At 65.1% G+C, this 21,176-nt stretch carries 24 protein-coding genes; 16 read left to right on the plus strand and 8 right to left on the minus strand.

The annotated features are described in order from the left end of the window. The first annotated feature begins 40 nt into the window (after positions 1–40). On the plus strand, positions 41–865 hold the full coding sequence (proC, locus tag JQ591_RS14400) for a pyrroline-5-carboxylate reductase (RefSeq protein ID WP_211396659.1): 825 nt from the start codon (positions 41–43) through the stop codon (positions 863–865). Between the two features lie 126 nt (positions 866–991). On the opposite strand, the gene JQ591_RS14405 is transcribed toward proC, so the two are convergent. The 5 genes from JQ591_RS14405 to JQ591_RS14425 all read right to left on the minus strand — a co-directional run bounded on the left by JQ591_RS14405 (position 992) and on the right by JQ591_RS14425 (position 5,318). Next, on the minus strand, positions 992–1,387 hold the full coding sequence (locus JQ591_RS14405) for a thioesterase family protein (protein WP_211396660.1): 396 nt from the start codon (positions 1,385–1,387) through the stop codon (positions 992–994). A 172-nt stretch (positions 1,388–1,559) separates the two neighbouring features. Then, the gene (locus tag JQ591_RS14410) at positions 1,560–1,808 is read right to left on the minus strand and encodes a tautomerase family protein (protein WP_211396661.1); all 249 of its coding nucleotides are present in this window, start codon (positions 1,806–1,808) and stop codon (positions 1,560–1,562) included. A 55-nt stretch (positions 1,809–1,863) separates the two neighbouring features. Further along, positions 1,864–3,384 carry a histidine--tRNA ligase gene (gene hisS, locus JQ591_RS14415; RefSeq protein ID WP_211396662.1) on the minus strand — a complete coding sequence of 507 codons (1,521 nt, stop codon included), beginning with the start codon at positions 3,382–3,384 and terminating at the stop codon, positions 1,864–1,866. Between the two features lie 208 nt (positions 3,385–3,592). Continuing rightward, positions 3,593–4,132 (minus strand): YegJ family protein, encoded by a 540-nt coding sequence (locus tag JQ591_RS14420; protein WP_211396663.1) that lies wholly within the window; start codon positions 4,130–4,132, stop codon positions 3,593–3,595. Between the two features lie 103 nt (positions 4,133–4,235). Then, the gene (locus JQ591_RS14425; RefSeq protein WP_211396664.1) at positions 4,236–5,318 is read right to left on the minus strand and encodes a branched-chain amino acid aminotransferase; all 1,083 of its coding nucleotides are present in this window, start codon (positions 5,316–5,318) and stop codon (positions 4,236–4,238) included. Between the two features lie 338 nt (positions 5,319–5,656). Between JQ591_RS14425 and JQ591_RS14430 the strand changes: the two genes are divergently transcribed. The 3 genes from JQ591_RS14430 to JQ591_RS14440 are packed head-to-tail and all read left to right on the plus strand — an operon-like array spanning position 5,657 to position 8,331. Further along, positions 5,657–6,196, plus strand: coding sequence for a MarR family winged helix-turn-helix transcriptional regulator (locus JQ591_RS14430; RefSeq protein ID WP_211396665.1), 540 nt, complete (start codon positions 5,657–5,659; stop codon positions 6,194–6,196). Further along, positions 6,193–6,924 carry a response regulator gene (locus JQ591_RS14435; RefSeq protein WP_211396666.1) on the plus strand — a complete coding sequence of 244 codons (732 nt, stop codon included), beginning with the start codon at positions 6,193–6,195 and terminating at the stop codon, positions 6,922–6,924. The genes JQ591_RS14430 and JQ591_RS14435 overlap by 4 nt, the downstream gene beginning before the upstream one ends. Before the next feature lie 18 nt (positions 6,925–6,942). Next, a complete protein-coding gene (locus tag JQ591_RS14440) occupies positions 6,943–8,331 on the plus strand; it encodes an ATP-binding protein (RefSeq protein ID WP_211396667.1) in 1,389 nt (462 codons plus the stop codon). Positions 8,332–8,509: 178 nt separating this feature from the next. Here JQ591_RS14440 and JQ591_RS14445 read toward each other — a convergent pair whose 3' ends face one another. Continuing rightward, positions 8,510–9,037, minus strand: coding sequence for a DUF3617 domain-containing protein (locus JQ591_RS14445; RefSeq protein WP_211396668.1), 528 nt, complete (start codon positions 9,035–9,037; stop codon positions 8,510–8,512). A gap of 45 nt (positions 9,038–9,082) precedes the next feature. Beyond that, on the minus strand, positions 9,083–9,376 hold the full coding sequence (locus JQ591_RS14450) for a hypothetical protein (RefSeq protein ID WP_211396669.1): 294 nt from the start codon (positions 9,374–9,376) through the stop codon (positions 9,083–9,085). A 182-nt stretch (positions 9,377–9,558) separates the two neighbouring features. On the opposite strand from JQ591_RS14450, the gene JQ591_RS14455 reads away from it, so the two are divergent. From JQ591_RS14455 to JQ591_RS14470, 4 genes are all read left to right on the plus strand, one after another. After that, complete coding sequence (locus JQ591_RS14455; protein ID WP_211396670.1) at positions 9,559–10,023, plus strand: hypothetical protein; 465 nt, start codon at positions 9,559–9,561, stop codon at positions 10,021–10,023. A gap of 132 nt (positions 10,024–10,155) precedes the next feature. Next, positions 10,156–10,848 (plus strand): ribonuclease T2 family protein, encoded by a 693-nt coding sequence (locus JQ591_RS14460; RefSeq protein WP_211396671.1) that lies wholly within the window; start codon positions 10,156–10,158, stop codon positions 10,846–10,848. A 52-nt stretch (positions 10,849–10,900) separates the two neighbouring features. Beyond that, on the plus strand, positions 10,901–11,767 hold the full coding sequence (locus tag JQ591_RS14465; RefSeq protein ID WP_211396672.1) for a 23S rRNA (adenine(2030)-N(6))-methyltransferase RlmJ: 867 nt from the start codon (positions 10,901–10,903) through the stop codon (positions 11,765–11,767). Positions 11,768–12,017: 250 nt separating this feature from the next. Further along, positions 12,018–12,233: a cold-shock protein gene (locus JQ591_RS14470; protein WP_092029496.1), complete on the plus strand. Its 216-nt coding sequence runs from the start codon at positions 12,018–12,020 to the stop codon at positions 12,231–12,233. A gap of 87 nt (positions 12,234–12,320) precedes the next feature. Here JQ591_RS14470 and JQ591_RS14475 read toward each other — a convergent pair whose 3' ends face one another. Further along, the gene (locus JQ591_RS14475; protein ID WP_211396673.1) at positions 12,321–12,944 is read right to left on the minus strand and encodes an outer membrane protein; all 624 of its coding nucleotides are present in this window, start codon (positions 12,942–12,944) and stop codon (positions 12,321–12,323) included. 250 nt (positions 12,945–13,194) lie between these two features. On the opposite strand from JQ591_RS14475, the gene uvrC reads away from it, so the two are divergent. The 8 genes from uvrC (at position 13,195) to JQ591_RS14515 (ending at position 21,172) form a co-directional block, all read left to right on the plus strand. Further along, positions 13,195–15,261: an excinuclease ABC subunit UvrC gene (uvrC, locus tag JQ591_RS14480; RefSeq protein ID WP_211396674.1), complete on the plus strand. Its 2,067-nt coding sequence runs from the start codon at positions 13,195–13,197 to the stop codon at positions 15,259–15,261. A gap of 99 nt (positions 15,262–15,360) precedes the next feature. Beyond that, positions 15,361–15,978: a CDP-diacylglycerol--glycerol-3-phosphate 3-phosphatidyltransferase gene (pgsA, locus tag JQ591_RS14485; RefSeq protein WP_211396675.1), complete on the plus strand. Its 618-nt coding sequence runs from the start codon at positions 15,361–15,363 to the stop codon at positions 15,976–15,978. Then, entirely contained in the window at positions 15,975–16,226 is a 252-nt protein-coding gene (moaD, locus tag JQ591_RS14490; protein ID WP_007596861.1) for a molybdopterin converting factor subunit 1, read from the plus strand. The genes pgsA and moaD overlap by 4 nt, the downstream gene beginning before the upstream one ends. Before the next feature lie 3 nt (positions 16,227–16,229). Beyond that, positions 16,230–16,727 carry a molybdenum cofactor biosynthesis protein MoaE gene (locus tag JQ591_RS14495; RefSeq protein WP_211396676.1) on the plus strand — a complete coding sequence of 166 codons (498 nt, stop codon included), beginning with the start codon at positions 16,230–16,232 and terminating at the stop codon, positions 16,725–16,727. Then, positions 16,727–17,686 carry a 50S ribosomal protein L3 N(5)-glutamine methyltransferase gene (gene prmB, locus JQ591_RS14500; RefSeq protein ID WP_211396677.1) on the plus strand — a complete coding sequence of 320 codons (960 nt, stop codon included), beginning with the start codon at positions 16,727–16,729 and terminating at the stop codon, positions 17,684–17,686. The genes JQ591_RS14495 and prmB overlap by 1 nt, the downstream gene beginning before the upstream one ends. 88 nt (positions 17,687–17,774) lie before the next feature. Continuing rightward, on the plus strand, positions 17,775–18,386 hold the full coding sequence (locus JQ591_RS14505; protein WP_211396678.1) for a phage holin family protein: 612 nt from the start codon (positions 17,775–17,777) through the stop codon (positions 18,384–18,386). 1 nt (position 18,387) lies between these two features. Beyond that, entirely contained in the window at positions 18,388–19,533 is a 1,146-nt protein-coding gene (locus tag JQ591_RS14510; RefSeq protein ID WP_211396679.1) for a YihY/virulence factor BrkB family protein, read from the plus strand. Between the two features lie 142 nt (positions 19,534–19,675). After that, positions 19,676–21,172, plus strand: coding sequence for an EAL domain-containing protein (locus JQ591_RS14515; RefSeq protein ID WP_211396680.1), 1,497 nt, complete (start codon positions 19,676–19,678; stop codon positions 21,170–21,172). Positions 21,173–21,176: the final 4 nt, after the last annotated feature.

Consider the following 21,176-nt stretch of genomic DNA (forward strand, 5'->3'; position numbering starts at 1 on the left):
GGCCTTCGCCGGGACGACACTGACTTTGTGGCAAACAGCGATGGCGGACAGCACTCTCAAGAACATCACCGGCACCATCCTTCTCGCCGGCGCCGGCAAGATGGGCGGCGCGATGCTGACCGGTTGGCTTTCGGGCGGGCTCGATCCGCGCCGTGTCGCGGTGGTTGATCCGCACATCTCGCCCGAGATCACCGCACTTGCCGCCAAGGGGGTTGCGCTCAATCCGGACGTGACGACGGCCGGCACGGTCGAGACGCTCGTCGTCGCGGTGAAGCCGCAAATGTTCCGCGAGGCCGGCGCCAAGCTGAAGCCATTCGTCTCGGACAAGACCTCGGTGGTGTCGATCATGGCGGGAACCACGATCGCCTCGCTTGAAGAGGTCTGCGGCGGCGCAGTGGTGCGCGCGATGCCGAACACGCCGGCCGCGATCGGTCGCGGCATCACGGTGGCTGTCGCCGGGAACAACGTCAGCGCACAGCAACGCGCGGTGGCCGATGCGTTGCTGCGCGCCACCGGCTCGGTCGAATGGGTCGACGATGAGAGCCTGATGGACGCGGTGACCGCGGTCTCCGGCTCGGGCCCGGCCTATGTGTTTTTGCTGGCCGAAGAGCTCGCGCGCGCCGGCGTCGAGGCGGGATTGCCCGAAGCGCTGGCGACGAAGCTCGCGCGCGAAACCGTCGCCGGTTCCGGTGAACTTCTCCACCAGTCGGAGCTTGCCTCCGGCACGCTGCGCCAGAACGTCACCTCGCCCGGCGGCACCACGGCCGCGGCACTCGGCGTGCTGATGGGCGAGCCAGGCCTGCGCGATCTGATGATCCGCGCGATCGCGGCGGCGACGAAGCGGTCGAAGGATCTGGCGAAGTAGCTGATCCTCATGGTGAGGAGGCGCGAAGCGCCGTCTCGAACCATGCAGGCCCGGCGCTTGCCTGTGGCCATCCTTCGAGACGACCGCTTCGCGTTCTCCTCAGGATGAGGGCAGAGCAAGCGGCTCCTACGTCGTCCCCAGCCGCTTGTTGAACATCTCGACATTGACGAGCCCGCGCGCGTGGCGGCCTTCGCCGAGCTTGCGCGTGCCCTCAAACGCCTCGACCTCGAAGCGGATGACGCGCCGCTCGACCGCGACCACTTTCGCAGTGGTTCGCACCGTCGCACCGACCAGGGCTGCTGCGAGATGACGGATATCAACCTCGGTGCCGACCGTGACCCAGCCCGGTTGAAGCGCGGCGCGGATCGCATCGCCCGACGTCATCTCCATTTCCAGGATCATCATCGGCGTCGCATAGACCATCGGCATGCCGGGCACGAAATGCCCGACCGTGCGCTCCACCGGCACCACCAGCGTGCGCTCGGCGTTCATGCCGACCTTGATGAAGTCGCGTGCGTCCATGGTGCCTACCTCGTCGTCCCGGCGAAGGCCGGGACCCATAACCACAAGCGGTCGTGGCTATGGGGACTCGGAGTTATCGCTTCACCAGATAACCACTTCCTGTGGTTATGGGTCCCGGATCTGCGCTTACGCTTGTCCGGGACGACGGCTGTGATTGTTGCGCCGGCGGTGGCTACTTCTTCGCAGCCGCCGCGCGCTCCACAAACGTCTTGCCGCCCTTCATCTTATGGGCGAGCGGGGCTTCGTTGATCTGGATGACGACGGCATCGGCATCGACGCCGAGATTCTTCACCAGCGCCTGGGTGATGTCGCGCATCATGCCGGCCTTCTGCTCGTCGGTGCGGCCCACGGCCATGCTGACAGTGATCTCAGGCATTTTTCTCTCCCTCGGGGCCGAACACCGGCCATTGACGGTCGCCATCAAACAGGACGTGGATGCCCGGGACAAGCCCGGGCATGGCGACGTCAGCGAATAGCTAGCCCCAGCTCACGTCATGGCGCGCCAACACCTCGCGCACTTTTGCGACGAGGTCGGCCTCGCTGCACGAGAACTGCGCCGGGCGGCTCTCGCGCCATTCCTGGTTGGAAGCGATCGCAGCCGCCGCCTTCGCGCCCTCGATCAGATCCTTGATCTGCACCTCGCCACGCGCCTTTTCATCCGAGCCCTGGATGATGACGCAGGGCGCGTTACGGCGGTCGGCATATTTGAGCTGGTTGCCCATGTTCTTGGGATTGCCGAGATAGAGCTCGGCGCGAATGCCGGCGCTGCGCAGGCTTGCAACCATCTTCTGGTAGTCGGCGACGCGGTCGCGGTCGAACACGGTGACAACGACGGGGCCGAACTCGGGCTTCGTGTCGAGCTTGCCAAGCAGCGTCAGCGCGGCCTGAAGCCGCGACACGCCGATGGAGAAACCGGTCGCCGGCACCGGCTCGCCGCGAAAGCGCGAGACGAGGCCGTCGTAGCGTCCACCGCCGCCAACCGAACCGAAGCGCACCGGACGGCCTTTTTCGTCCTTGGTGTCGAGCAGCAGTTCGACCTCGTAGACGGGGCCGGTGTAGTATTCGAGGCCGCGCACGACGGAAGGGTCGATACGGATGCGGTCTGCGCCGTAGCCCGACGCCGTGACCAGTTTGGCAATCTCTTCCAGCTCGCTCACGCCGGCCTGACCAACTTCGCTCTTGGCGAGGTAGACCTCTGCGGCGGCAATCGCCTCTTTCCAGTCGTCTCGCTGTTTGGTGATGGCGAGAACAACGTCAGCCTCCGACGCGCTCAGGTTGGCGCCTTTCGTGAAGTCGCCCTTGCCTTCTTCGCCACCATCCCACCTTCCGGGACCGAGCAGTTTGCGCACTTCCTCGGCGGGAAACTTGTCGAGCTTGTCGATTGCGCGCAGCACAGTCAGTCTGCGTGCCGCATTCTCTTCGCCGCCGAGTCCGATTGCTTCCAGAACGCCGTCGAGCACCTTGCGGTTGTTCACCTTCACAACATACGAGCCGCGCGCAATGCCCAGCGCCTCCATCGTATCCGCGGCCATCATGCAGATCTCGGCATCCGCCGCCGGCGTCGCCGATCCGACCGTATCGGCGTCGAACTGCATGAACTGGCGGAAGCGGCCGGGGCCGGGCTTTTCGTTGCGGAAAACATAGCCGACGCGGTAGCTACGATAGGGCAGGACCAGACCGTCGGTCCCGTATCGCTCGCCGACATAGCGCGCAAGCGGCGCGGTCAAATCGTAGCGCAGCGAGATCCATTGCTCGTCGTCGTCCTGGAACGAGAACACGCCCTCGTTCGGACGGTCCTGGTCGGGCAGGAACTTGCCGAGCGCGTCGGTGTATTCCATCGCCGGTGTTTCCACCGGCTCGAACCCGTAGAGCTCGTAGACGGCGCGGATCTTCTCGACCATCTCGCGCGTCGCCCGGATTGCGGCGGGATCGCGATCCTCGAGCCCGCGCGGCAGGCGCGCCTTCAGTTTCTGCAGTTTTTTGGGTTTTTCGGCCATGCGCGGCATTTACCAGCCGACGCGGGATGCGGCAACCGGAGTGTGCCCTTCACCTCGCCCCGCTTGCGGGGAGAGGTCGGTCGCGAAGCGACCGGGTGAGGGGGACTCTCCGCGGACCCATGTCTCTCGAATTCGCGGCGACAGCCCCTCACCCCACCCTCTCCCCGCAAGAGCGGGGCGAGGGAGTGAGAGAGCGTACCGCGACGCCTTACGGCTGCTCCATCCGCGCGCGGAGCGCATCCGCGTCCGCCCTTGGCAGGGACTTCAGCGTCGGCTTGATGGTCTCGCCACCGACGATCTTGTCGTTGCGCATGAACATCCAGTCCGAAATGTCGGCTTCACTGAACTTGACCTCGTCGCCTGCCCGCTTGCCGGGCAGATCGCGCGGCTCGTTGGCGAAGCGGCCGGAATAGCCCCCGTTGGGCAACTTCTTTACCTCGGCCATCCAGATGTGCTCGCCGCCTTTACGGGTGGAAAAGCGCACTTTCAGGGCATGCCCGGTTTCCGACGGTTTTGGCGCCTCGTAGGAGGCCCAGAAGGTGGGGAGCGTGCCGCGGGCCCGCGCGATCGCGGTGTTCATTTCGGGATCGGTGGTGCGCACGTCGACAATAGGGGAGTGATCTTGGGGCGAGCCGCCCTCGGCCGAGACCTCCGGCTTGGGGCCGATGGTCAGAATGCCGAACACGGTGACGCCGGTGATTGCGGCGAGAACGGCCCATTTCACGGGCTGGGAGAGTTTGGGTGCCATGATCGCGATGTCCGGATGCCTTGATATCTCCGGGCTTTGTCGCGGGATCGTGGCGGGGCGTTCATGGCGCCCCTCTCCCCGCAAGCGGGGAGAGGGAGAAACATCAAATCACCTTCCGGATCCAGTTGTGCGGATCGTTGGTGCGGCCGTACTGGATGTCGACGAGCTGCTTGCGCAGGCCCATGGCGACGGGACCGGCGGCGCCGCCGCTGATCTCGAAATCGCCGCTCACCGAGCGCACTGTGCCGATGGGCGAGATCACGGCGGCGGTGCCGCAGGCAAACGCTTCCTTCAGCTTGCCGCTTGCCGCATCCTTGCGCCATTGGTCGAGCGAGTACGGCTCCTCGCGCACGGTCTTGCCGGCGTCTTTGGCCAGCGCGATGATGGAATCGCGGGTGATGCCGGGCAGGATGGTGCCGAGCGGCGGCGTCGACAAGGAGCCGTCGTCGAACACGAAGAACACGTTCATGCCGCCGAGCTCTTCGACATAGCGGCGCTCGATCGCATCGAGGAAGACGACCTGATCGCAGCCGTGCTGCATCGCCTCGGCCTGGGCGCGCAGGCTAGCGGCATAGTTGCCGCCGCATTTGACGGCGCCGGTGCCGCCAACGGCAGCGCGCGTGTAGTTCTCGGACACCCAGATCGAGACCGGCGCAGGGCCGCCCTTGAAGTAGGAACCGACCGGCGAGGCGATCACCGCGAAGATGTATTCGGACGACGGCTTGACGCCGAGGAAGGTCTCGCTCGCGATCATGAAGGGGCGCAGGTAAAGGCTGCCCTCGCCGCCCGGCATCCAGGCGCGGTCGATGCGCACGACCTGCTCGACGGCCTCGATGAAGACGTCTTCGGGGATCTGCGCCATCGCCATGCGGTCGGCCGAGTCCTTGAAGCGCCGCGCATTGGCGTCGGGGCGGAACAGGTTCACGCCGCCGTCGTCGCGCTTGTAGGCCTTGAGGCCTTCAAAAATTTCCTGGGCGTAGTGCAGGACGGCGCCGGCCGGATCGATCTGGAAATTGGCGCGGGCCTCGACGCGCGCCTCGTACCAGCCGCCCTTGGCCTGGTTGTAGCGGACCACCGCCATGTGGTCGGTGAAGACCCGCCCGAAACCGGGGTCCACCAGCTTGGCGACGCGGTCCTTCTCGGGGGTCGGATTGGATGCGGGCTGGATGTCGAATTTCATGCTCATGTCCTTGCCTCCCGCTGCCGGTGGTGGCGCCGTTCTGGCACCCGCCTGCCCTGATTTGGGCCCGGCTGGCTCGATTGGTTTCTGGCCGGACCGCCGCCAGCCTTGTTACGGCCGGTTTCCGTGGCCAGCATGTCACCGAGGACATGCTTTTGCGGAAGACGGAAGTCCAGTATGTTTTGCCGAAATGCCGTTCGACAATCGCACGGTAGATCTGCTCCGGCCGTCGCCGCCTGTCCGGCCCTCTCTGGCCGCCCTGCTTTGATGCCACCCGGCACGGAACGATCTAAAATTTCGTGCGGATTGATCGTTTTGTAACATTGAAACCAAGATACGTCAATATGCCTGACATAAATTTCGCGACTCCCTCTCAAGACGCTGCCGAGCCTCGGCCGGCCGCAGACGACGGAGGCAATTTGCGCTGGGATATCATCGAACTGCTTTTCTTCGCCTATCGCGATTTCGTCGGCGATCCCGACCAGGAGCTGGAGGCGTTCGGCTTCGGCCGGGCCCATCACCGCGTCATGCACTTCGTCTATCGTTATCCCGGCCTCAAGGTCGCCGACCTCCTCGACGTCCTGCGCATCACCAAGCAATCGCTCGGCCGGGTGCTCAAGCAGCTCCTGGACGAGGGCTATATCGTGCAGAAGACCGGCGACAATGATCGCCGCCAACGCCTGCTCTTTGCGACACCGAAGGGCGAGGCGCTGGTGCAGAAACTCGCCGGCCTCCAGACCACGCGCATCACCAAGGCGCTCGCCGAGATGGCGCCGCAGGATGCCGAGACCGTCAAGCGCTTCCTGCGTGCGATGATCGACCGCGACGATCCGGACAAGGTGCTCGAGACGATCTTTGCCACCGTCAATCAGAACAAGGAGTGACCGTGCCGCTCGCTGCCACGCTCGCCCGCCCGCCGGCACGCCCGGCCGACGATGCCCCGCATCTCCTGCTGGTCGATGACGATCGCCGCATCCGCGATCTGCTCTCGCGCTTCCTTGCCGGCGAAGGCTATCGCGTCTCGACCGCCGCCAGCGCCAGCGACGCCCGTTCCAAGCTTTTGGGCCTGCACTTCGACCTCCTGATCCTGGACGTCATGATGCCCGGCGAGACCGGCTTCGATCTCGCCCGTTTCATCCGGACCTCGTCCTCGGTGCCGATCGTGATGCTGACGGCGCGGCATGAGGCCGAAGCGCGCATCGAGGGCCTGCAGATCGGTGCCGACGACTACGTCGCAAAGCCGTTCGAGCCGCGCGAGCTCGCGCTGCGCATCAACAACATCCTCAAGCGCGCCGCGCCGCCGCCGCAGGCCGCTGCAGTGGAGAAGATCGCGTTTGGCCCATACGTCTACCACCTCGACCGCGGCGAATTGCGCCAGGGCGAAGACGTCATTCACCTCACCGACCGCGAGCGCGAGATGCTGCGGATCCTGTCGGAAACGCCGGGCGAGACCGTGCCGCGCAGCGCGCTGACCGGCAATGGCAGCGTCAACGAGCGCGCCGTCGACGTGCAGATCAACCGCCTGCGGCGCAAGATCGAGACCGATCCCGCCAATCCGCTGTTCCTCCAGGCTGTGCGCGGCATCGGCTACCGGCTGGTAGCCTCGCCATAACGCAGTGAAGCGCCACCGATGAGCACGATCGATACCGGCCTGACGCTTTTGAAGAGCGCCGCCGGCCGCGTCTCCGCCGCCAATGGCTGGATGGGCAACGCATTCAAGGGCTGGATGCCGACCGGCCTTTATGCGCGTGCGCTGCTGATCATGATCGTGCCGATGGTGATCCTGCAATCGGTCGTCGCCTTCGTGTTCATGGAGCGGCACTGGAACACGGTGACACGCCGCCTGTCGGCCGCGGTGGTGCAGGACATCGCCGCGCTGATCGACGTCTACAAAGGCTATCCGCAGGACAAGGATCGCGACCAGATCCGCCGCATCGCGCAGCAGCGCCTCGGCCTCGTCGTCGATTTCCTCCCGGCCGGCGACATGCCGCCGCCGGGACCAAAGCCGTTCTTCTCGCTGCTCGACCAGACGCTGTCGGTGCAGCTCGGCCGCCAGATCGGGCGCTCCTTCTGGATCGACACGGTCGGCCGCTCCAACCTCGTCGAGATCCGGATCCAGCTCGACGACGCCGTGATGCGCGTGTTCGCGCAACGCAGCGCCGCCTATGCCTCGAACTCGGAGATCTTCCTGTTCTGGATGGTGGGGACGTCCTCGATCCTGTTGATCGTCGCGGTGCTATTCCTGCGCAACCAGATCAAGCCGATCCTGCGACTCGCCGACGCCGCCGAAAGTTTCGGCAAGGGCCGCGAGGCGCCGAATTTCCGCCCGCGCGGCGCGCGCGAGGTGCGGCGCGCGTCGATTGCCTTCCTTGAAATGAAATCGCGCATCGAGCGCACGATGGAGCAGCGCACCGCGATGCTCGCCGGCGTCAGCCACGATCTGCGCACGATCCTGACGCGGTTCAAGCTCGAGCTGGCGCTGATCGGCGACAGCCCCGAAATGGAGGGCATGCGCAAGGACGTCGACGAGATGTCGATGATGCTCGAGGACTACCTCGCGTTTGCCCGCGGCGATTCCGGCGAGCAGTCGCAGCCGACCGACATGGCGCAGGCGCTCGAGGAGCTGCGCAGCGATGCCGAACGCCACGGCCACACCGCAACCGTCGCATTCAACGGACTGCCGGTGGTGACGGTGAAGCCGGCTTCGTTCAAGCGCTGCCTCGCCAACCTGGTCACCAACGCGGCACGCTACGGCAAGAGCATCGCCATTACCGGCCAGCGCGATCACCGTTATTTGACCGTGACGGTCGACGACGACGGGCCGGGCATTCCCGCCCATCTGCGCGAAGAGGTGTTCAAGCCGTTCCTGCGGCTGGACAACGCCCGCAACCAGGACGAAGGCGGCACGGGCCTTGGCCTCGCGATCGCCCGCGACATCGCCCGTTCGCATGGCGGCGACATCACGCTTGGCGATAGCCCGATGGGCGGATTAAGGGCGAGCGTGCGGATTCCGGTGTAGGTGCGATCTTCCTTCTCCCCTTGTGGGAGAAGGTGGCGCGAAGCGCCGGATGAGGGGTTCTATCCGCGGAAAGAGAAGCTGAGGTCGAAGGTCTTTCGTCGGAGAGACAGACCCCTCACCCGTCTCGCCGCTTTGCGGCGAGCCACCCTCTCCCACAAGGGGAGAGGGGAAGACCACCCTACTTCGGCAACAGCGCCTTCAGCTTGTCCACGTCGCGCACGTTCATCTTGAAGCCGCCGGGCATCACGATGTCGCCGGGCTTCTGGTCCGGCTTGCAGGCCCCCATCCATTTCGCTTCGAGCTGCATGGTCGTGTCGCGCCCCGCCGCACCGGCAGCGCCGCCTTGCGCGTGCGACGACGTCTTCACCGTATAGGCCGAATTGAAATCGCCTGATATCTCGGCATGCGAGGTCGTGCTGATGCCGGCGACATTGCACTCGGAATCGCTGACATAGCCGGTCGCGGTCTTCTTGATGTCCTGCTTGGCGCAGATCTGCTTGGCCATCGGGGAGACGTTGTTGTTCATCTCCTTGTCGACGGTCTCGTCGGTGCAGTGCTGCATGGTCATTTCCGGCATCGCCGAGCCGCTCCTGACCATCTTCAATTCCCACAGGCCGGCCTTGCGCACCGGCAGATCGTCGGCACGGGCAGCGCCTGCCGACACCACAACAAGGACCGAGCCGAGCAAAGCGAGTTTGCGCGTCATGGGGGAAGCTCCCGGCTGAAAGATTGCGACGTTACGAAAGGCGCCTCAGTACAGCGTGCGGATCGGCTGGTCGGCGGCGCCATAGGGCACCCAGCGGCAGGAGAACGAGATGTAGCCGCCCTCATAGGCCTGCACCGCCAGGAATTTGACGACCTTGCCGTAGCGCGCGCAGTGATCGACCGCGACCTGCCGCGCATCGACCTGGGTTGCCATCGAATAGGCGATGATGCCGCCAGTGTCGTTGCCCTTGAACGGAGGCACCGGAAGGAGATCGGCGCGCGCCGACTGGCTCGCCATCATACCCAAGGCAAGTAGGCCCGCGGCCGCAATGATTCGCATTCCCGTCACTCCGATTGGTTGGCGGCAGTTTACGGTGCCGGCGCGGCGGTGGAAAGAACGGAAGGCCTGTCTAACGCAGCATTGCGGTCAACTCGTCGGCAAGTGTTGCCGCGCTGCACTTGACCTCCCCTGGCCTTCGCGGCACCGTCCGACCCTCGCAGATCATGCTGTCTGGATCACCCATGCGCGCCTCGACCTTCCTGAAATCGCTCCGCTTTGCCGCCTTGCTCGGCCTCCTGTTCGGGGCGCTGTCGCTCGGTGAGGCCAGGGCCGCCAATCCGCTGGAGCTGAATTTCTGGCTGAGCGGGCCGCGCTATGACGGCAACGTTTCCGAATGCGACAGGGCGCTGCCGACGATCGCCAGCCAGTTCTGGGAGAAAGAAAGCTCGTTCTGGAATTCCTCGTTGAAGATCACCGGCTTCACCGCCGTTCACGAGACCGCGTTCCGGCCCTGGGCGTCCGACAACATCCCGCGCCGCTTTTGCACCGGCGAGGCCATGCTCACCGACGGCAAGCTGCGCAAGGTGCATTTCTCGATCGTCGAGGATGGCGGCTTCGCCGGCTACGGCCAGGGCGTCGAATGGTGCGTGGTCGGGCTCGACCGCAACTGGGCCTACAACCCGTCCTGCCGCGCCGCCAAGCCTTAGCTCAAGCCTTAACTCAAGAAGTCCTGATTCGGACCGATCAGGCGGTCGAACGACGGTCGCCCGAAATTTGTTCTTGAAATGTTCTTGCCTCCTGCTAGGCTCTTCTGCACAGTCTAGTTGAGGGGCGTCGCCATGTTTCATTCCAGATTGCATTCGTTCTCCCGCCTGATGATCTCGCTGACGCTTGCGGCCGGGCTGGCTGCACTGGCCGGCGGCGCTAAGGCCCAGGACAGGCGGCAGAACGCGCCCGGCGAGTTCGATTTTTATGTGCTGTCGCTGTCGTGGTCGCCCTCCTTCTGCGAGGAGGCGGCGGAGCGTGGCGGCCGCTCGCAGATCCAGTGCAGCGGACGGCCCTACGCTTTCGTGGTGCACGGTCTGTGGCCGCAATATGAGAACGGTTTTCCGGAATATTGCCAGCGGCCGTCGCCGCGGCTGAACCGCAGCATCGTCTCCTCGATGCTCGATCTGATGCCGGCGCCGGGGCTGATCTTCAACGAGTGGGACAAGCACGGCACCTGCTCGGGGCTCGCCGACCGCAGCTATTTCGAGACGATCCGCAAAGCGCGCGCCGCGATCAAGATTCCGGCCGAATATCTCGATCTGTCGCAGGCCAAGACCGTGGCGCCGGCGGAGGTGGAGGAAGCCTTCATCAAGGCCAATCCGGGCCTCAGCAATGCCGCCGTCTCGATCACCTGCAACCGGACGCGGCTGTCCGAAATCCGTATCTGCCTCAGCAAGGACCTGCAATTCCGCGCCTGCGAGGAGATCGACCGCCGCGCCTGCCGCCGCGACCAGGTGACGATGCCGCCGATCAGGGGTGGGTAGCCCAGGCGTCGTGCCTCTTTGCTCAAGCCGTCACGTGGCGTAGTGCTCTTGCATGAATTACCGCCACGCCTTCCATGCCGGCAACTTCGCCGATGTCATCAAGCACATCGTGCTGACGCGCATCATCACCTATCTCCAGGACAAGCCGGGCGCGTTCCGCGTCATCGACACCCATGCCGGCGCCGGCCTCTACGATCTCGAAAGCGACGAGGCGCGCCGCGGCGGCGAGTGGCTGACGGGCATTGCGCGGCTGATGCAGGCGCGGCTGTCGAACGATGCCATGGCGCTGACCAAGCCCTATCTCGACATCGTCCGCGCCTTCAATCCGAAGGGTGAGCTCAAGGCCTATCCGGGCTCGCCGCTGATCGCACGCGGCCTGCTCAGGCCGCAGGACCGCCTCGTGGTCTGCGAGCTCGAGCCGAAGGCGCGCAAGGCGCTGATCGGCGTGCTGCGCCGCGATGAACAGGCCCGCGTGGTCGATCTCGACGGCTGGATGGCGCTGCCGGCCTTCGTGCCGCCGAAGGAACGGCGCGGGCTCGTCCTGATCGACCCACCGTTCGAGGCAAAGGACGAGTTCGACAGGCTGAGCGAGGCCTTCTCGGCGGCTTTCGCGAAATGGCCGACCGGTATCTATGTAATCTGGTATCCCGCCAAGAGCCGACGCGCCACCGATACGCTGGTGCAATCAGTGGCGCGGCTCGCAGCTGCCGCAAAGCCGCCGGGAAAATGCCTGCGCCTTGAATTCAGCGTGGCGCCGCAAGCCGACGGCGCAGCCCTCACCTCCAGCGGGCTCTTGATCGTCAATCCCCCTTACACGCTGCACGGCGAACTCAAGACGATCCTTCCCGAGCTGGAAATGCCGCTCGGCCAGGGCGGCGCTGCCAGATTCCGATTGGAAGTACCAAAGCCTTACCCCTAAAGCGCCGCCATTCTTGGGAAAAAGATGCAGCAGCGGTAGTCAATCTGCAGAGAACCGTATTATGCTGTTTCCGTGACTGGCTTTACGTTCCGCTTCCGCGAATGGTTGCGGCGGAGTGAAGGCCTAAGAAAGATCCAGTCGGACCGAATGGTCTGCCCAAGGATGGCCAGCTCCCGGGCTTCGCAAGGCCCGGTCATGTCGCGACGCGCGTCTGCGTCACGACGGAGGAGCAATGAGGGGGAGTTTCCCGATGGCCATGACGGGAACGGTCAAGTTTTTCAACGGCGAGCGCGGCTACGGATTCATTAAACCGGACGACGGGGGCCGCGACGTCTTCGTGCATATTACTGCTGTGGAGCGGGCCGGACTGAAGGACCTTGCCGAAGGACAGCGTATTACTTTCGAAGTCGAACCGGACAAAAAGGGCAAGGGGCCGAAGGCGGTCGATTTGGTCATCCTTTCCTAGCCAGTCCGACGCGAAAACACCGGTGTAAAAAAAATCCCGGCCGCGAGCGGCCGGGAGGCTGTGGTCCGGTATTTTCTTCTTTGGGTATCAGAAGTGATAGTTCACGCCTGCGCGCACAACGCTGGCGCTATAGCCGTTTGACACGCCTGTAATCGCGAACTGACTCGTCGACAGATCGATATAGAGATATTCGAGCTTGGCGCTCCAGTTCGGCGCGAACCCAACTTCCGCGCCGGCACCGATGGTCCAGCCGGCGGTGGTGTGCGACTCCGTCCAGCCGAACGTCTGCGCGCGCAGCTCGCCGAAGGCGAGGCCCGCCGTGCCGTAGAACAGCACGTTGCTGAAGGCGTAGCCGGCGCGGCCGCGAAGGGTGCCGAACCACGGATTGGAGAACTTCCACGGCGCGAAGGTGTCGTCGGCACCGGCGGCCTGGATGTCGCCCTCGACGCCGAACACCCAAGGGCCGTTCTGGAAATTGTAGCCGGCCTGAACGCCGCCGACGAAGCCTGACGGTTTGGCGGGATTGTTGTTCACCGAGCCCCATTCGTAGCCGAGATTGGCACCGAGATACGGACCGGCCCAGCTATAGGCGTTGAGCGGCTGATTGACCGTGTAGGGCGCACGCTGCCCGTAACTGAGATCGGCGGCCTCTGCCGAAGCCGTCCAGCCGACTGCAGCCAATGCGGCTGCGCCCACAACGAGCCTCTTCATCACACACTCCAACGCAACTGTCGCAACCGGTGCGATGCCCGCGCCGCCGCGCGAGGCAAAACCGCATGGTTACGGAACCACCACTATTTCGCGTAAGATTTATCGAGAGTTTTAAGTTAAAGGCCTGTTAAGTCGGGTTACCGCGCTGTTAACAGGCTTAAGCAAGCGTTACCGGGAACTGCGTCGCGATCCTGTGCGTGCCGCACGGCCGGAACTTCAAATCGGCACCCCCAGCGCCTAAATTCACACCATGGCTCACGATTCCACCGACAATCCGGACGACGCACGCGCGCGCAAACCCGTGCGCGGCAACGCGGACGCCCCGCCCCCGGAAACGGAAGCGGCGCCGCCCGACCTCGATCCCGCCACCGCAAGCGGCGACGACGAGGACGATGCACGGCTGCCGGAGATCCTGGAAGAGAGCGGCACGGTCGGCGAAGAGCCGCTGGCAACCGGCCACGAGGCGATCGAACGCGCGGTCCGCCTCGCCCCCACCTCGCCCGGCGTCTACCGCATGCTCAATGCGAATGCCGACGTGCTCTATGTCGGCAAGGCCAAGAACGTCAAAAAGCGCCTGTCGAACTATGCACGCCAGAGTGCGCCGCAGCCGGCGCGCATCCTGCGCATGATCGCCGCCACCGTTACCGTGGAAATCATCTCGACCCACACCGAGACCGAAGCGCTGCTGCTGGAGGCCAACCTCATCAAGCAGCTTCGGCCGCGCTTCAACGTGCAGCTGCGCGACGACAAGTCGTTTCCCTACATCCTGATCACGGGCGACCATTGGGCGCCGCAGATCCTGAAGCATCGCGGCGCGCAGACGCGGCCCGGTCGCTATTTCGGCCCGTTCGCCTCCGCCGGCGCCGTCAACCGCACCATCACCGCACTTCAGCGCGCGTTCCTGATCCGCTCCTGCACGGATTCCTTCTTCGAGAGCCGCTCGCGGCCCTGCCTGCTCTACCAGATCCGCCGTTGCGCCGGCCCCTGCACCCGCGAGATCGACTTCCCCGGCTACACGACCCTGGTGCGCGAGGCGAGCGACTTCCTGTCCGGCAAGAGCCATGCGGTGAAACAGGAGCTTGCTGCCGAGATGGAGAAGGCCTCCGGCGAGCTCGAATTCGAAAGCGCCGCGCTCTACCGCGACCGCCTCGCCGCGCTTTCCGCGATCCAGTCGCAGCAGGGCATCAATCCGCGCACGGTGGAAGAAGCCGACGTGTTCGCCATCCACCAGGAGGGCGGCTTCTCCTGCGTCGAGGTGTTCTTCTTCCGCACCGGGCAGAACTGGGGCAACCGCGCCTATTTCCCGCGCGCGGAGAAGACGTATACGCCGGAAGAGGTGCTCGGCTCCTTCCTCGCCCAGTTCTACGACGACAAGCCGCCGCCGAGGAATATCCTGCTCTCGCACGAGATCGAGGAGAGCGAGCTGCTCGCCAACGCGCTGTCGATCAAGGCCGGCCGCAAGGTCGAGGTTTCCACGCCGAAGCGCGGCGAGAAGAAGGAGCTCGTCACCCACGCGCTCACCAACGCGCGCGAGGCCTTAGGGCGCAAGCTCGCGGACACCGCGACGCAGAGCCGCCTGCTGGACGCCATAGCCACGACCCTGAGCCTGACGCATTCGCCGAAGCGGATCGAGGTCTACGACAACAGCCATATCCAGGGCACCAACGCGGTCGGCGCCATGATCGTCGCCGGCCCGGACGGTTTTGTGAAAAACCAGTACCGCAAGTTCAACATCAAGTCGGAAGGGCTCACGCCCGGCGACGATTACGGGATGATGCGCGAGGTGCTTGAGCGCCGCTTCAAGCGCCTGATCAATCCACCCGAGGACAACGCGGCCAAAACCAAGGACGACGACTTTCCGCAATGGCCCGATCTCGTGATCATCGACGGCGGCCGCGGCCAGCTCAACGCGGTCCGGGAAATCTTTGCAAATCTCGGCCTGACCCAGGTGGCGCTGATGTCGGTGGCCAAGGGGCCGGACCGGGATGCCGGCCGCGAGACCCTGTTCATGCCGGAGCGCGAGGCGATCAAGCTGGAGCCGCGCGATCCCGTGCTCTATTTCATCCAGCGGCTGCGGGACGAGGCGCACCGCTTCGTCATCGGTTCGCACCGCAAGCTGCGCAAGAAGGACATCCGCGAGGCCGGCTTGCAGGAGATTCCGGGCATCGGTCCGTCACGCAAACGTGCCTTGCTGCATCATTTCGGAACCCTGAAGGAGATCGAACGGGCCTCGATCGGCGACCTCGGCAAGGTTCCGGGGGTGAGCGCCGAGAGCGCTCGCAGGATTTTCGAGTATTTCCATCCCCAGCCGGGGTGAAATAAAAGGGGGGCCGCGGTCATATGGTCGTCGCATCCCGCACCCCATTTGGGGAGCGGAACGGTTGACCTTCAGGCTGCAGCGGTATTGGTAGGACGGATGAACATCGCCACGACACGAGGGACGACCAGCCGCGCGATGTCCCTCCCGAACATCCTGACCTACGGCCGGATCGCCGCGATCCCGGTCGTGGTCGGGTGCATCTACGCACAGTCGATCATGGACGGCCCGCTGTGGCTGCGCTGGGTCGCGGTCGCCATTTTCATCGCGGCTGCGGTCACCGACTACCTCGACGGCTATTACGCGCGGATCTGGAATCAGCAATCGGCGTTCGGCCGGATGCTCGATCCGATCGCCGACAAGCTGCTGGTCGCCTCGTGCCTGCTGATGCTGGCCGCCGACGGCATCATTCACGGCTGGTCGCTGTGGGCCGCCATCGTGATTCTGTGCCGCGAGATCCTGGTCTCGGGCCTGCGCGAATATCTTGCCGCGCTGCGCGTCAGCGTGCCCGTGACAAAGCTTGCGAAGTGGAAGACGACGGTTCAGCTCATCGCCATCGGCTTCCTGCTGGCTGGCCCGGCCGGCGATGAGGTGCTGCCCATGGTCTCGATGATCGGACTGGCGCTGCTCTGGGCCTCGGCGATCCTCACCATGTACACCGGCTACGACTATTTCGGCGCCGGCATCCATCACCTCATCAAGGAGGATGAGGGATGAAGGTGAAATACTTCGCCTGGGTGCGCGAGCGCGTCGGCAAGGCCGAGGAGACGATCGAGCCGCCCGCGACCGTGCGCACCGTGGAAGAGCTGATCGCCTGGCTGTCCGGCCAAAGCGAAGCCTACGCCTACGCGTTCGAGAAGCCGAAGGTGATCCGCGCCGCGATCGACCATGCCCACGTCAAGTCGGACGCCGCGATCGCGGGCGCCCGCGAGATCGCGTTCTTCCCGCCGATGACCGGTGGCTAGGCCATGACCTTTCCCGTCACCGCCTTTCCCGCCACCGCCTGCCCCGTCACCATCCGTATCCAGCAAGACGATTTCGACATCGCGCGCGAGATCGCGGTGCTGACCGGGAGCCGCACCGACATCGGTGCGGTCGTGAGCTTTTCCGGCATCTGCCGCGCCGACGAGGACAGCGCGAAGATCGCCGCCCTCACGCTCGAGCATTATCCTGACATGGCGGAGGAAGAGATCAGGCGCCATGCCGACGAGGCCATTTCGCGCTGGCCTCTCAACGGCGTCACCGTGATCCATCGCGTCGGCCGGTTCATGCCGGGCCAGAACATCGTGCTGGTGCTGACCGCCTCGCAGCACCGCCAGGCAGCATTCCAGGCAGCCGAGTTCCTGATGGATTATCTCAAGACCAACGCGCCGTTCTGGAAGAAGGAAGAGAGCGCCACCGGCACCGGCTGGGTCGAGGCCCAGGCCCGCGACGACGAAGCCGCCGCACGCTGGACCCGACCCTGATGGCAACAACATCCAAAAAGACCGTGCGCGGCCGCGCCGCGCCAAAGCTCGCGAAAGTGGGCCGCGGCGAGCTTCTCACGCTGATCGATTTCGTCCGCTATGCGGTGAGCCGCTTCAATGAGGCCAAGCTCGCCTTTGCCCATGGCACGCCCGATCCGGTCGCGGAAGCGGCCTTCCTTGTCTGTGAAGCCCTGCATCTGCATCCCGAGCAGTTCGAGATTTTTGCCAACGCGCGCGTCACGGCCGCCGAGGGCAAGACCATCGTCGATCTCATCCATCAGCGCGTCACCACGCGAAAACCGGCCGCCTATCTCGTCAACAAGATCTACATGCGCGGCCTGCCGTTCTATGTCGACGAGCGCGTCATCGTTCCCCGCTCCTTCATCGGCGAGCTGCTGGAGTCGCATTTCGGCGGCGACGGCGAAGTCGGCTCGCTGATCGACGATCCCGCCGCCGTCGAGCGCGTGCTCGATCTCTGCACGGGATCGGGATGCCTCGCGATCCTCGCCGCGCATCATTTTCCGAACGCCGCGATAGACGCCGTCGATATCTCGAAGGGCGCGATCGACGTCGCCAGACGAAATGTCGGCGAATACGGGCTCGATGACCGGATCAGCCTGCATCGCGGTGACCTGTTCGCCCCGCTCGGTGACTCAAAATACGACCTGATCATCACCAACCCGCCTTATGTCGACGCCGAAGGCATGGCGGCGCTGCCGCCGGAGTGCCGGGCCGAGCCGAAGCTCGCCTTCGACGGCGGCGCCGACGGTCTCGACGTGGTGCGCCGGATCCTGCGCGATGCGCCGGAACACCTGACGCCGGATGGTGGGCTGATCTGCGAGATCGGCCGCGGCCGCGAGCTCGTCGACGAGGCCTTTCCTGAACTGCCGCTGCTCTGGCTCGACACCGAGGACTCCGAGGGCGAAGTGTTCTGGATCGCGGCAGCCGATCTCGGCTGATCCATCACGACGGGCAGACCTCGTCGGAACAAGTCAAATACCGCCACGTTCATCCCCCGACCAATGTCTCGCTCTCGGAGGTATCCGCATGCTCGCGCCATCGGGCGAATTGCTGCGCGCCGGCGTCGCGCTCAAGCTCAACCATCTCAAGCGCGCCGCCCAGTCCTATTTGCGGGACCGCACCAGCCAGGCCACTGGACGCGCGACGTCCTACGCTGTCGCGGCGGGACTGTTCGCGGTGGCCGGGTTATTCCTGGTTGCAACCTGCTTCGTTGGCCTGATCGCCTTGTATCGCTGGATCGCAATCACCCACGGTCAATTCTGGGGTTTTGGTGCCGTCGCGGCCGCGCTCCTGGTGCTGGCCGCGTCCTGTGCCGGGGTCGCTCTGGCTCAGATGAAACGTCGTGACAGGCCGATCGTGCCGCTTGCCAGCCGTATGCGCGTTGCGATCGCCACCCCGCGGATCCCGCGCGGAACGGTCAAGCAGGCGGTGAAGGAGGTCGCGACGACAATCCCGCTGGCACCGCTCGCGCCGGGCGAACACGGCCATAAACGCGGCCATGAAGGCGGCCATGGCGGCAGCGCTTTGCCGGCTCGGACCAACCGGCCCGTGCAACTCGGATTGATGCTCGCAGCCGTCGGGTTGCTGGGCTTCACGGCTGCACGCCGGCGGCGCCACGGGCACGGATTGGACGCTTGAGATGCCGGCGCGGCACACCGGGCAGATCGACAATTGGTTGCTGGTCGCCGCTACGGCCGTCTTCGTGCTGACCGCGGAACGCTACTTCCAGGAGTCCGGCTTCAAGGAGTCCGGCTTCGGTCGCTCCGGGCCTCCGCAGGACCATCGCAACAGCGAGGCGAATTCGCCGGAAACGAGCCCGACGGGCGCAGCCATGCAGGCGGGACACGGTCGCCGCTCGAAAAGCCCGTTCGCGATCCCCTGGTCAGGCTGGAAGGACATCTTCTGGCGCACCTATCAGCGCATCGACGACGATCGCCTGCTCGCGACCGCCGGCGGCGTCGTTTTCTTCGGGCTGCTCGCGATCTTTCCGGCCGTCACGGCGCTCGTCTCGTCCTACGGACTGTTCGCCGATCCCTCCACGATCAGCTCCAACCTGCAGACGTTGGCGACGATGCTGCCCGAGGGCTCGTTCCAGATCGTCGAGGACCAGGTCGGGCGGGTGGTGTCGAATGGCAATACGGCCCTGGGCGCCACCTTCCTGTTCGGCCTCGTGCTTGCGATCTGGAGCGCCAACGCCGGCATCAAATCGATTTTCGATGCTCTCAACGTCGCCTATGAGGAACGCGAGAAGCGCAGCTTCATCGAGCTGAACCTGACGTCGCTGGCCTTCACAATCGGCGGCATCGCGGCCCTCCTGGTGATGGTCGGCACCGTGGTCGCCTTCCCGCTCGCGCTCAACCATCTCGGCATCGCGCCCGAAAGCAAACTGATCGTCGCGCTGGCGCGATGGCCGCTGCTGCTCGTCATCCTGCTGGCGGCGCTCGCCATCCTCTACCGCTTCGCGCCCAGCCGCGACGCGCCGCGCTGGCAATGGCTGAGCATCGGCGCGGTGACGGCCGCGATCCTCTGGATCGCCGGCTCCGCCCTGCTGTCCTGTTATCTGTCCGAATTCGCCAATTACAACGCGACCTACGGTTCGCTCGGCGCTGCGATCGGCTTGATGATGTGGATGTGGATGTCGGCCATCGTCATCATGTTCGGGGCCGAGCTGAACTCGGAGATCGAACGGCAGACCCTGCGCGACACGACCACCGGGGCGCCCAAGCCGCTTGGCACCCGCGAGGCCGTCTCGGCCGACACGGTCGGCGCTGCGGCGCCATCCTGACTCTGCGATTGGGCCGCTATCCCCTCGAATCAACAATGATGTTAAGGTCATGCCGCTTGGGGGAGCATGAGGCGTGACGGGTTCGAAACGTCACCCGTGTTTTTCCGGTGAGGCAGTCAGCTCTTGAGGCGTAACGCGCGGCATGATTCGTATTTCGACGATCTTCATCGCCATCTGCATGGTCCTGGTCGCGGCCTCGCTCGGGCTCGCGCTCTACGCGGTCGCCGGCATCAGCGGAACCGAATCCGCGATCGTGGCGCTGACGGCGCTGACCTTCCTGATCCTCTACAACGCAGTGTCGATGCGACTGCGCGACCGCAGCGACGTCGGCGGCCAGATCGCCGACCTTTCGCGTGGCACCGCCGACCTCGCCCGCCAGGTCGCCGAGTTCGGCCGCCGGCTTGCCACGGTCGAGGGACGCATCGCCTCCTCCAATTCGACCAACTCGGACCGTATCCAGTCGGTGGTCGGGGAGATCAACGAGCTCGGCGGATTGGTCCGGCAACTCGCCACCACCGTGTCGACCCATGAGGATTTGTTGGCTGGCAACGCGCCGGTGCCGGCCCCCGCTCCGGTCGCGAGGCTGGAGCCGGAGGCGCCGCTCGACCTGATGGCCCCGTTCGAGGAGGAGCGGCCGGCTGCCCCTCCCCCAATTCCCGCACCGCCGCCGCGGCCGGCACCACCGGCGATCCGGACCCAGACCGCCAATCCGGTTCAGACGGCCAACGGCCGCAACCAGACCCAATTGCTGGCGACGCTCCGCAACGCGATCGACGAGAACCGCATCGACATCTTCCTCCAGCCGATGGTGACGCTGCCACAGCGCAAGGTCCGCTTCTACGAGGCCGTGACGCGCCTGCGCGACGAGCGTGACCAGCTGGTCGCGGCCGAGGAATTCATCAGCCTGGCGGAGGCCTCCGGCCTGATCGGGCGCATCGACAACATGGTGATGCTGCGCTGTGTGCAGGTGCTGCGACGCCTGATGGTACGCAACAAGGAGGTCGGCGTGTTCTGCAACGTCGCGGCCTCCACGCTCGGCAATTCCACCACCTTCGCGCAATACCTCGACTTCCTCGAAGCCAATCGGGCGCTGGCGCCCTCGCTGGTGCTGGAGTTCAAGCAATCGACCTTCCGCAATCTCGGCCCGGCCGAGACCGAGAATCTCGCCGCGCTCGCCCAGCGTGGCTTCCGTTTCTCGATCGACCATGTCACGGATTTGCGCATCGAACCGCGCGAGCTCGCCGACCGCGGCGTGCGCTTCATCAAGGTGCCGGCCTCCCTCCTGCTCGACCCCCGGCAGGCATCGACCTCGGACATCCACCCTTCCGACCTCTCCGATCTGCTCGGCCGCTTCGGCATCGATCTGATCGCCGAGCGGATCGAGGGCGAGCGCGCCGTGATCGACCTGCTCGACTATGACGTGCGGTTCGGCCAGGGGTTTCTGTTCGCGCCGCCCCGACCATTGCGGCCGGAGGGGTCATCTGCTACCGGCGGGGCCTCGCCGAACCAGGCGCAGGATATTCAGGGATCCAATGGCTCCGCTTCCCCCAGCCAAGGCGCGACATCTGGCGCAACGTCTGCCGCGCCTCCAACCCAACGCATCACCACCGGCAGCGCGGCGCTCGCGCGGCGCATCTGATCGG

The organism is Bradyrhizobium canariense (genome assembly GCF_018130465.1).
Taxonomy (GTDB): Bacteria; Pseudomonadota; Alphaproteobacteria; order Rhizobiales; family Xanthobacteraceae; genus Bradyrhizobium; species Bradyrhizobium canariense_C.

Excerpts from the sequence above, each read along its gene's own strand:
- JQ591_RS14470 (WP_092029496.1), top strand. The coding sequence starts at position 12,018 with ATGGCCATGACGGGAACGGTCAAGTTTTTCAACGGCGAGCGCGGCTAC.
- hisS (WP_211396662.1), bottom strand. The coding sequence starts at position 3,384 with ATGGCCGAAAAACCCAAAAAACTGCAGAAACTGAAGGCGCGCCTGCCG.
- proC (WP_211396659.1), top strand. The coding sequence starts at position 41 with ATGGCGGACAGCACTCTCAAGAACATCACCGGCACCATCCTTCTCGCC.
- JQ591_RS14495 (WP_211396676.1), top strand. The coding sequence starts at position 16,230 with ATGACCTTTCCCGTCACCGCCTTTCCCGCCACCGCCTGCCCCGTCACC.
- JQ591_RS14475 (WP_211396673.1), bottom strand. The coding sequence starts at position 12,944 with ATGAAGAGGCTCGTTGTGGGCGCAGCCGCATTGGCTGCAGTCGGCTGG.
- JQ591_RS14505 (WP_211396678.1), top strand. The coding sequence starts at position 17,775 with ATGCTCGCGCCATCGGGCGAATTGCTGCGCGCCGGCGTCGCGCTCAAG.
- JQ591_RS14455 (WP_211396670.1), top strand. The coding sequence starts at position 9,559 with ATGCGCGCCTCGACCTTCCTGAAATCGCTCCGCTTTGCCGCCTTGCTC.
- JQ591_RS14440 (WP_211396667.1), top strand. The coding sequence starts at position 6,943 with ATGAGCACGATCGATACCGGCCTGACGCTTTTGAAGAGCGCCGCCGGC.
- pgsA (WP_211396675.1), top strand. The coding sequence starts at position 15,361 with ATGAACATCGCCACGACACGAGGGACGACCAGCCGCGCGATGTCCCTC.
- JQ591_RS14420 (WP_211396663.1), bottom strand. The coding sequence starts at position 4,132 with ATGGCACCCAAACTCTCCCAGCCCGTGAAATGGGCCGTTCTCGCCGCA.
- JQ591_RS14425 (WP_211396664.1), bottom strand. The coding sequence starts at position 5,318 with ATGAGCATGAAATTCGACATCCAGCCCGCATCCAATCCGACCCCCGAG.
- prmB (WP_211396677.1), top strand. The coding sequence starts at position 16,727 with ATGGCAACAACATCCAAAAAGACCGTGCGCGGCCGCGCCGCGCCAAAG.
- JQ591_RS14450 (WP_211396669.1), bottom strand. The coding sequence starts at position 9,376 with ATGCGAATCATTGCGGCCGCGGGCCTACTTGCCTTGGGTATGATGGCG.
- JQ591_RS14460 (WP_211396671.1), top strand. The coding sequence starts at position 10,156 with ATGTTTCATTCCAGATTGCATTCGTTCTCCCGCCTGATGATCTCGCTG.
- JQ591_RS14515 (WP_211396680.1), top strand. The coding sequence starts at position 19,676 with ATGATTCGTATTTCGACGATCTTCATCGCCATCTGCATGGTCCTGGTC.
- moaD (WP_007596861.1), top strand. The coding sequence starts at position 15,975 with ATGAAGGTGAAATACTTCGCCTGGGTGCGCGAGCGCGTCGGCAAGGCC.
- uvrC (WP_211396674.1), top strand. The coding sequence starts at position 13,195 with ATGGCTCACGATTCCACCGACAATCCGGACGACGCACGCGCGCGCAAA.
- JQ591_RS14410 (WP_211396661.1), bottom strand. The coding sequence starts at position 1,808 with ATGGCGACCGTCAATGGCCGGTGTTCGGCCCCGAGGGAGAGAAAAATG.
- JQ591_RS14405 (WP_211396660.1), bottom strand. The coding sequence starts at position 1,387 with ATGGACGCACGCGACTTCATCAAGGTCGGCATGAACGCCGAGCGCACG.
- JQ591_RS14445 (WP_211396668.1), bottom strand. The coding sequence starts at position 9,037 with ATGACGCGCAAACTCGCTTTGCTCGGCTCGGTCCTTGTTGTGGTGTCG.
- JQ591_RS14430 (WP_211396665.1), top strand. The coding sequence starts at position 5,657 with ATGCCTGACATAAATTTCGCGACTCCCTCTCAAGACGCTGCCGAGCCT.
- JQ591_RS14510 (WP_211396679.1), top strand. The coding sequence starts at position 18,388 with ATGCCGGCGCGGCACACCGGGCAGATCGACAATTGGTTGCTGGTCGCC.
- JQ591_RS14465 (WP_211396672.1), top strand. The coding sequence starts at position 10,901 with ATGAATTACCGCCACGCCTTCCATGCCGGCAACTTCGCCGATGTCATC.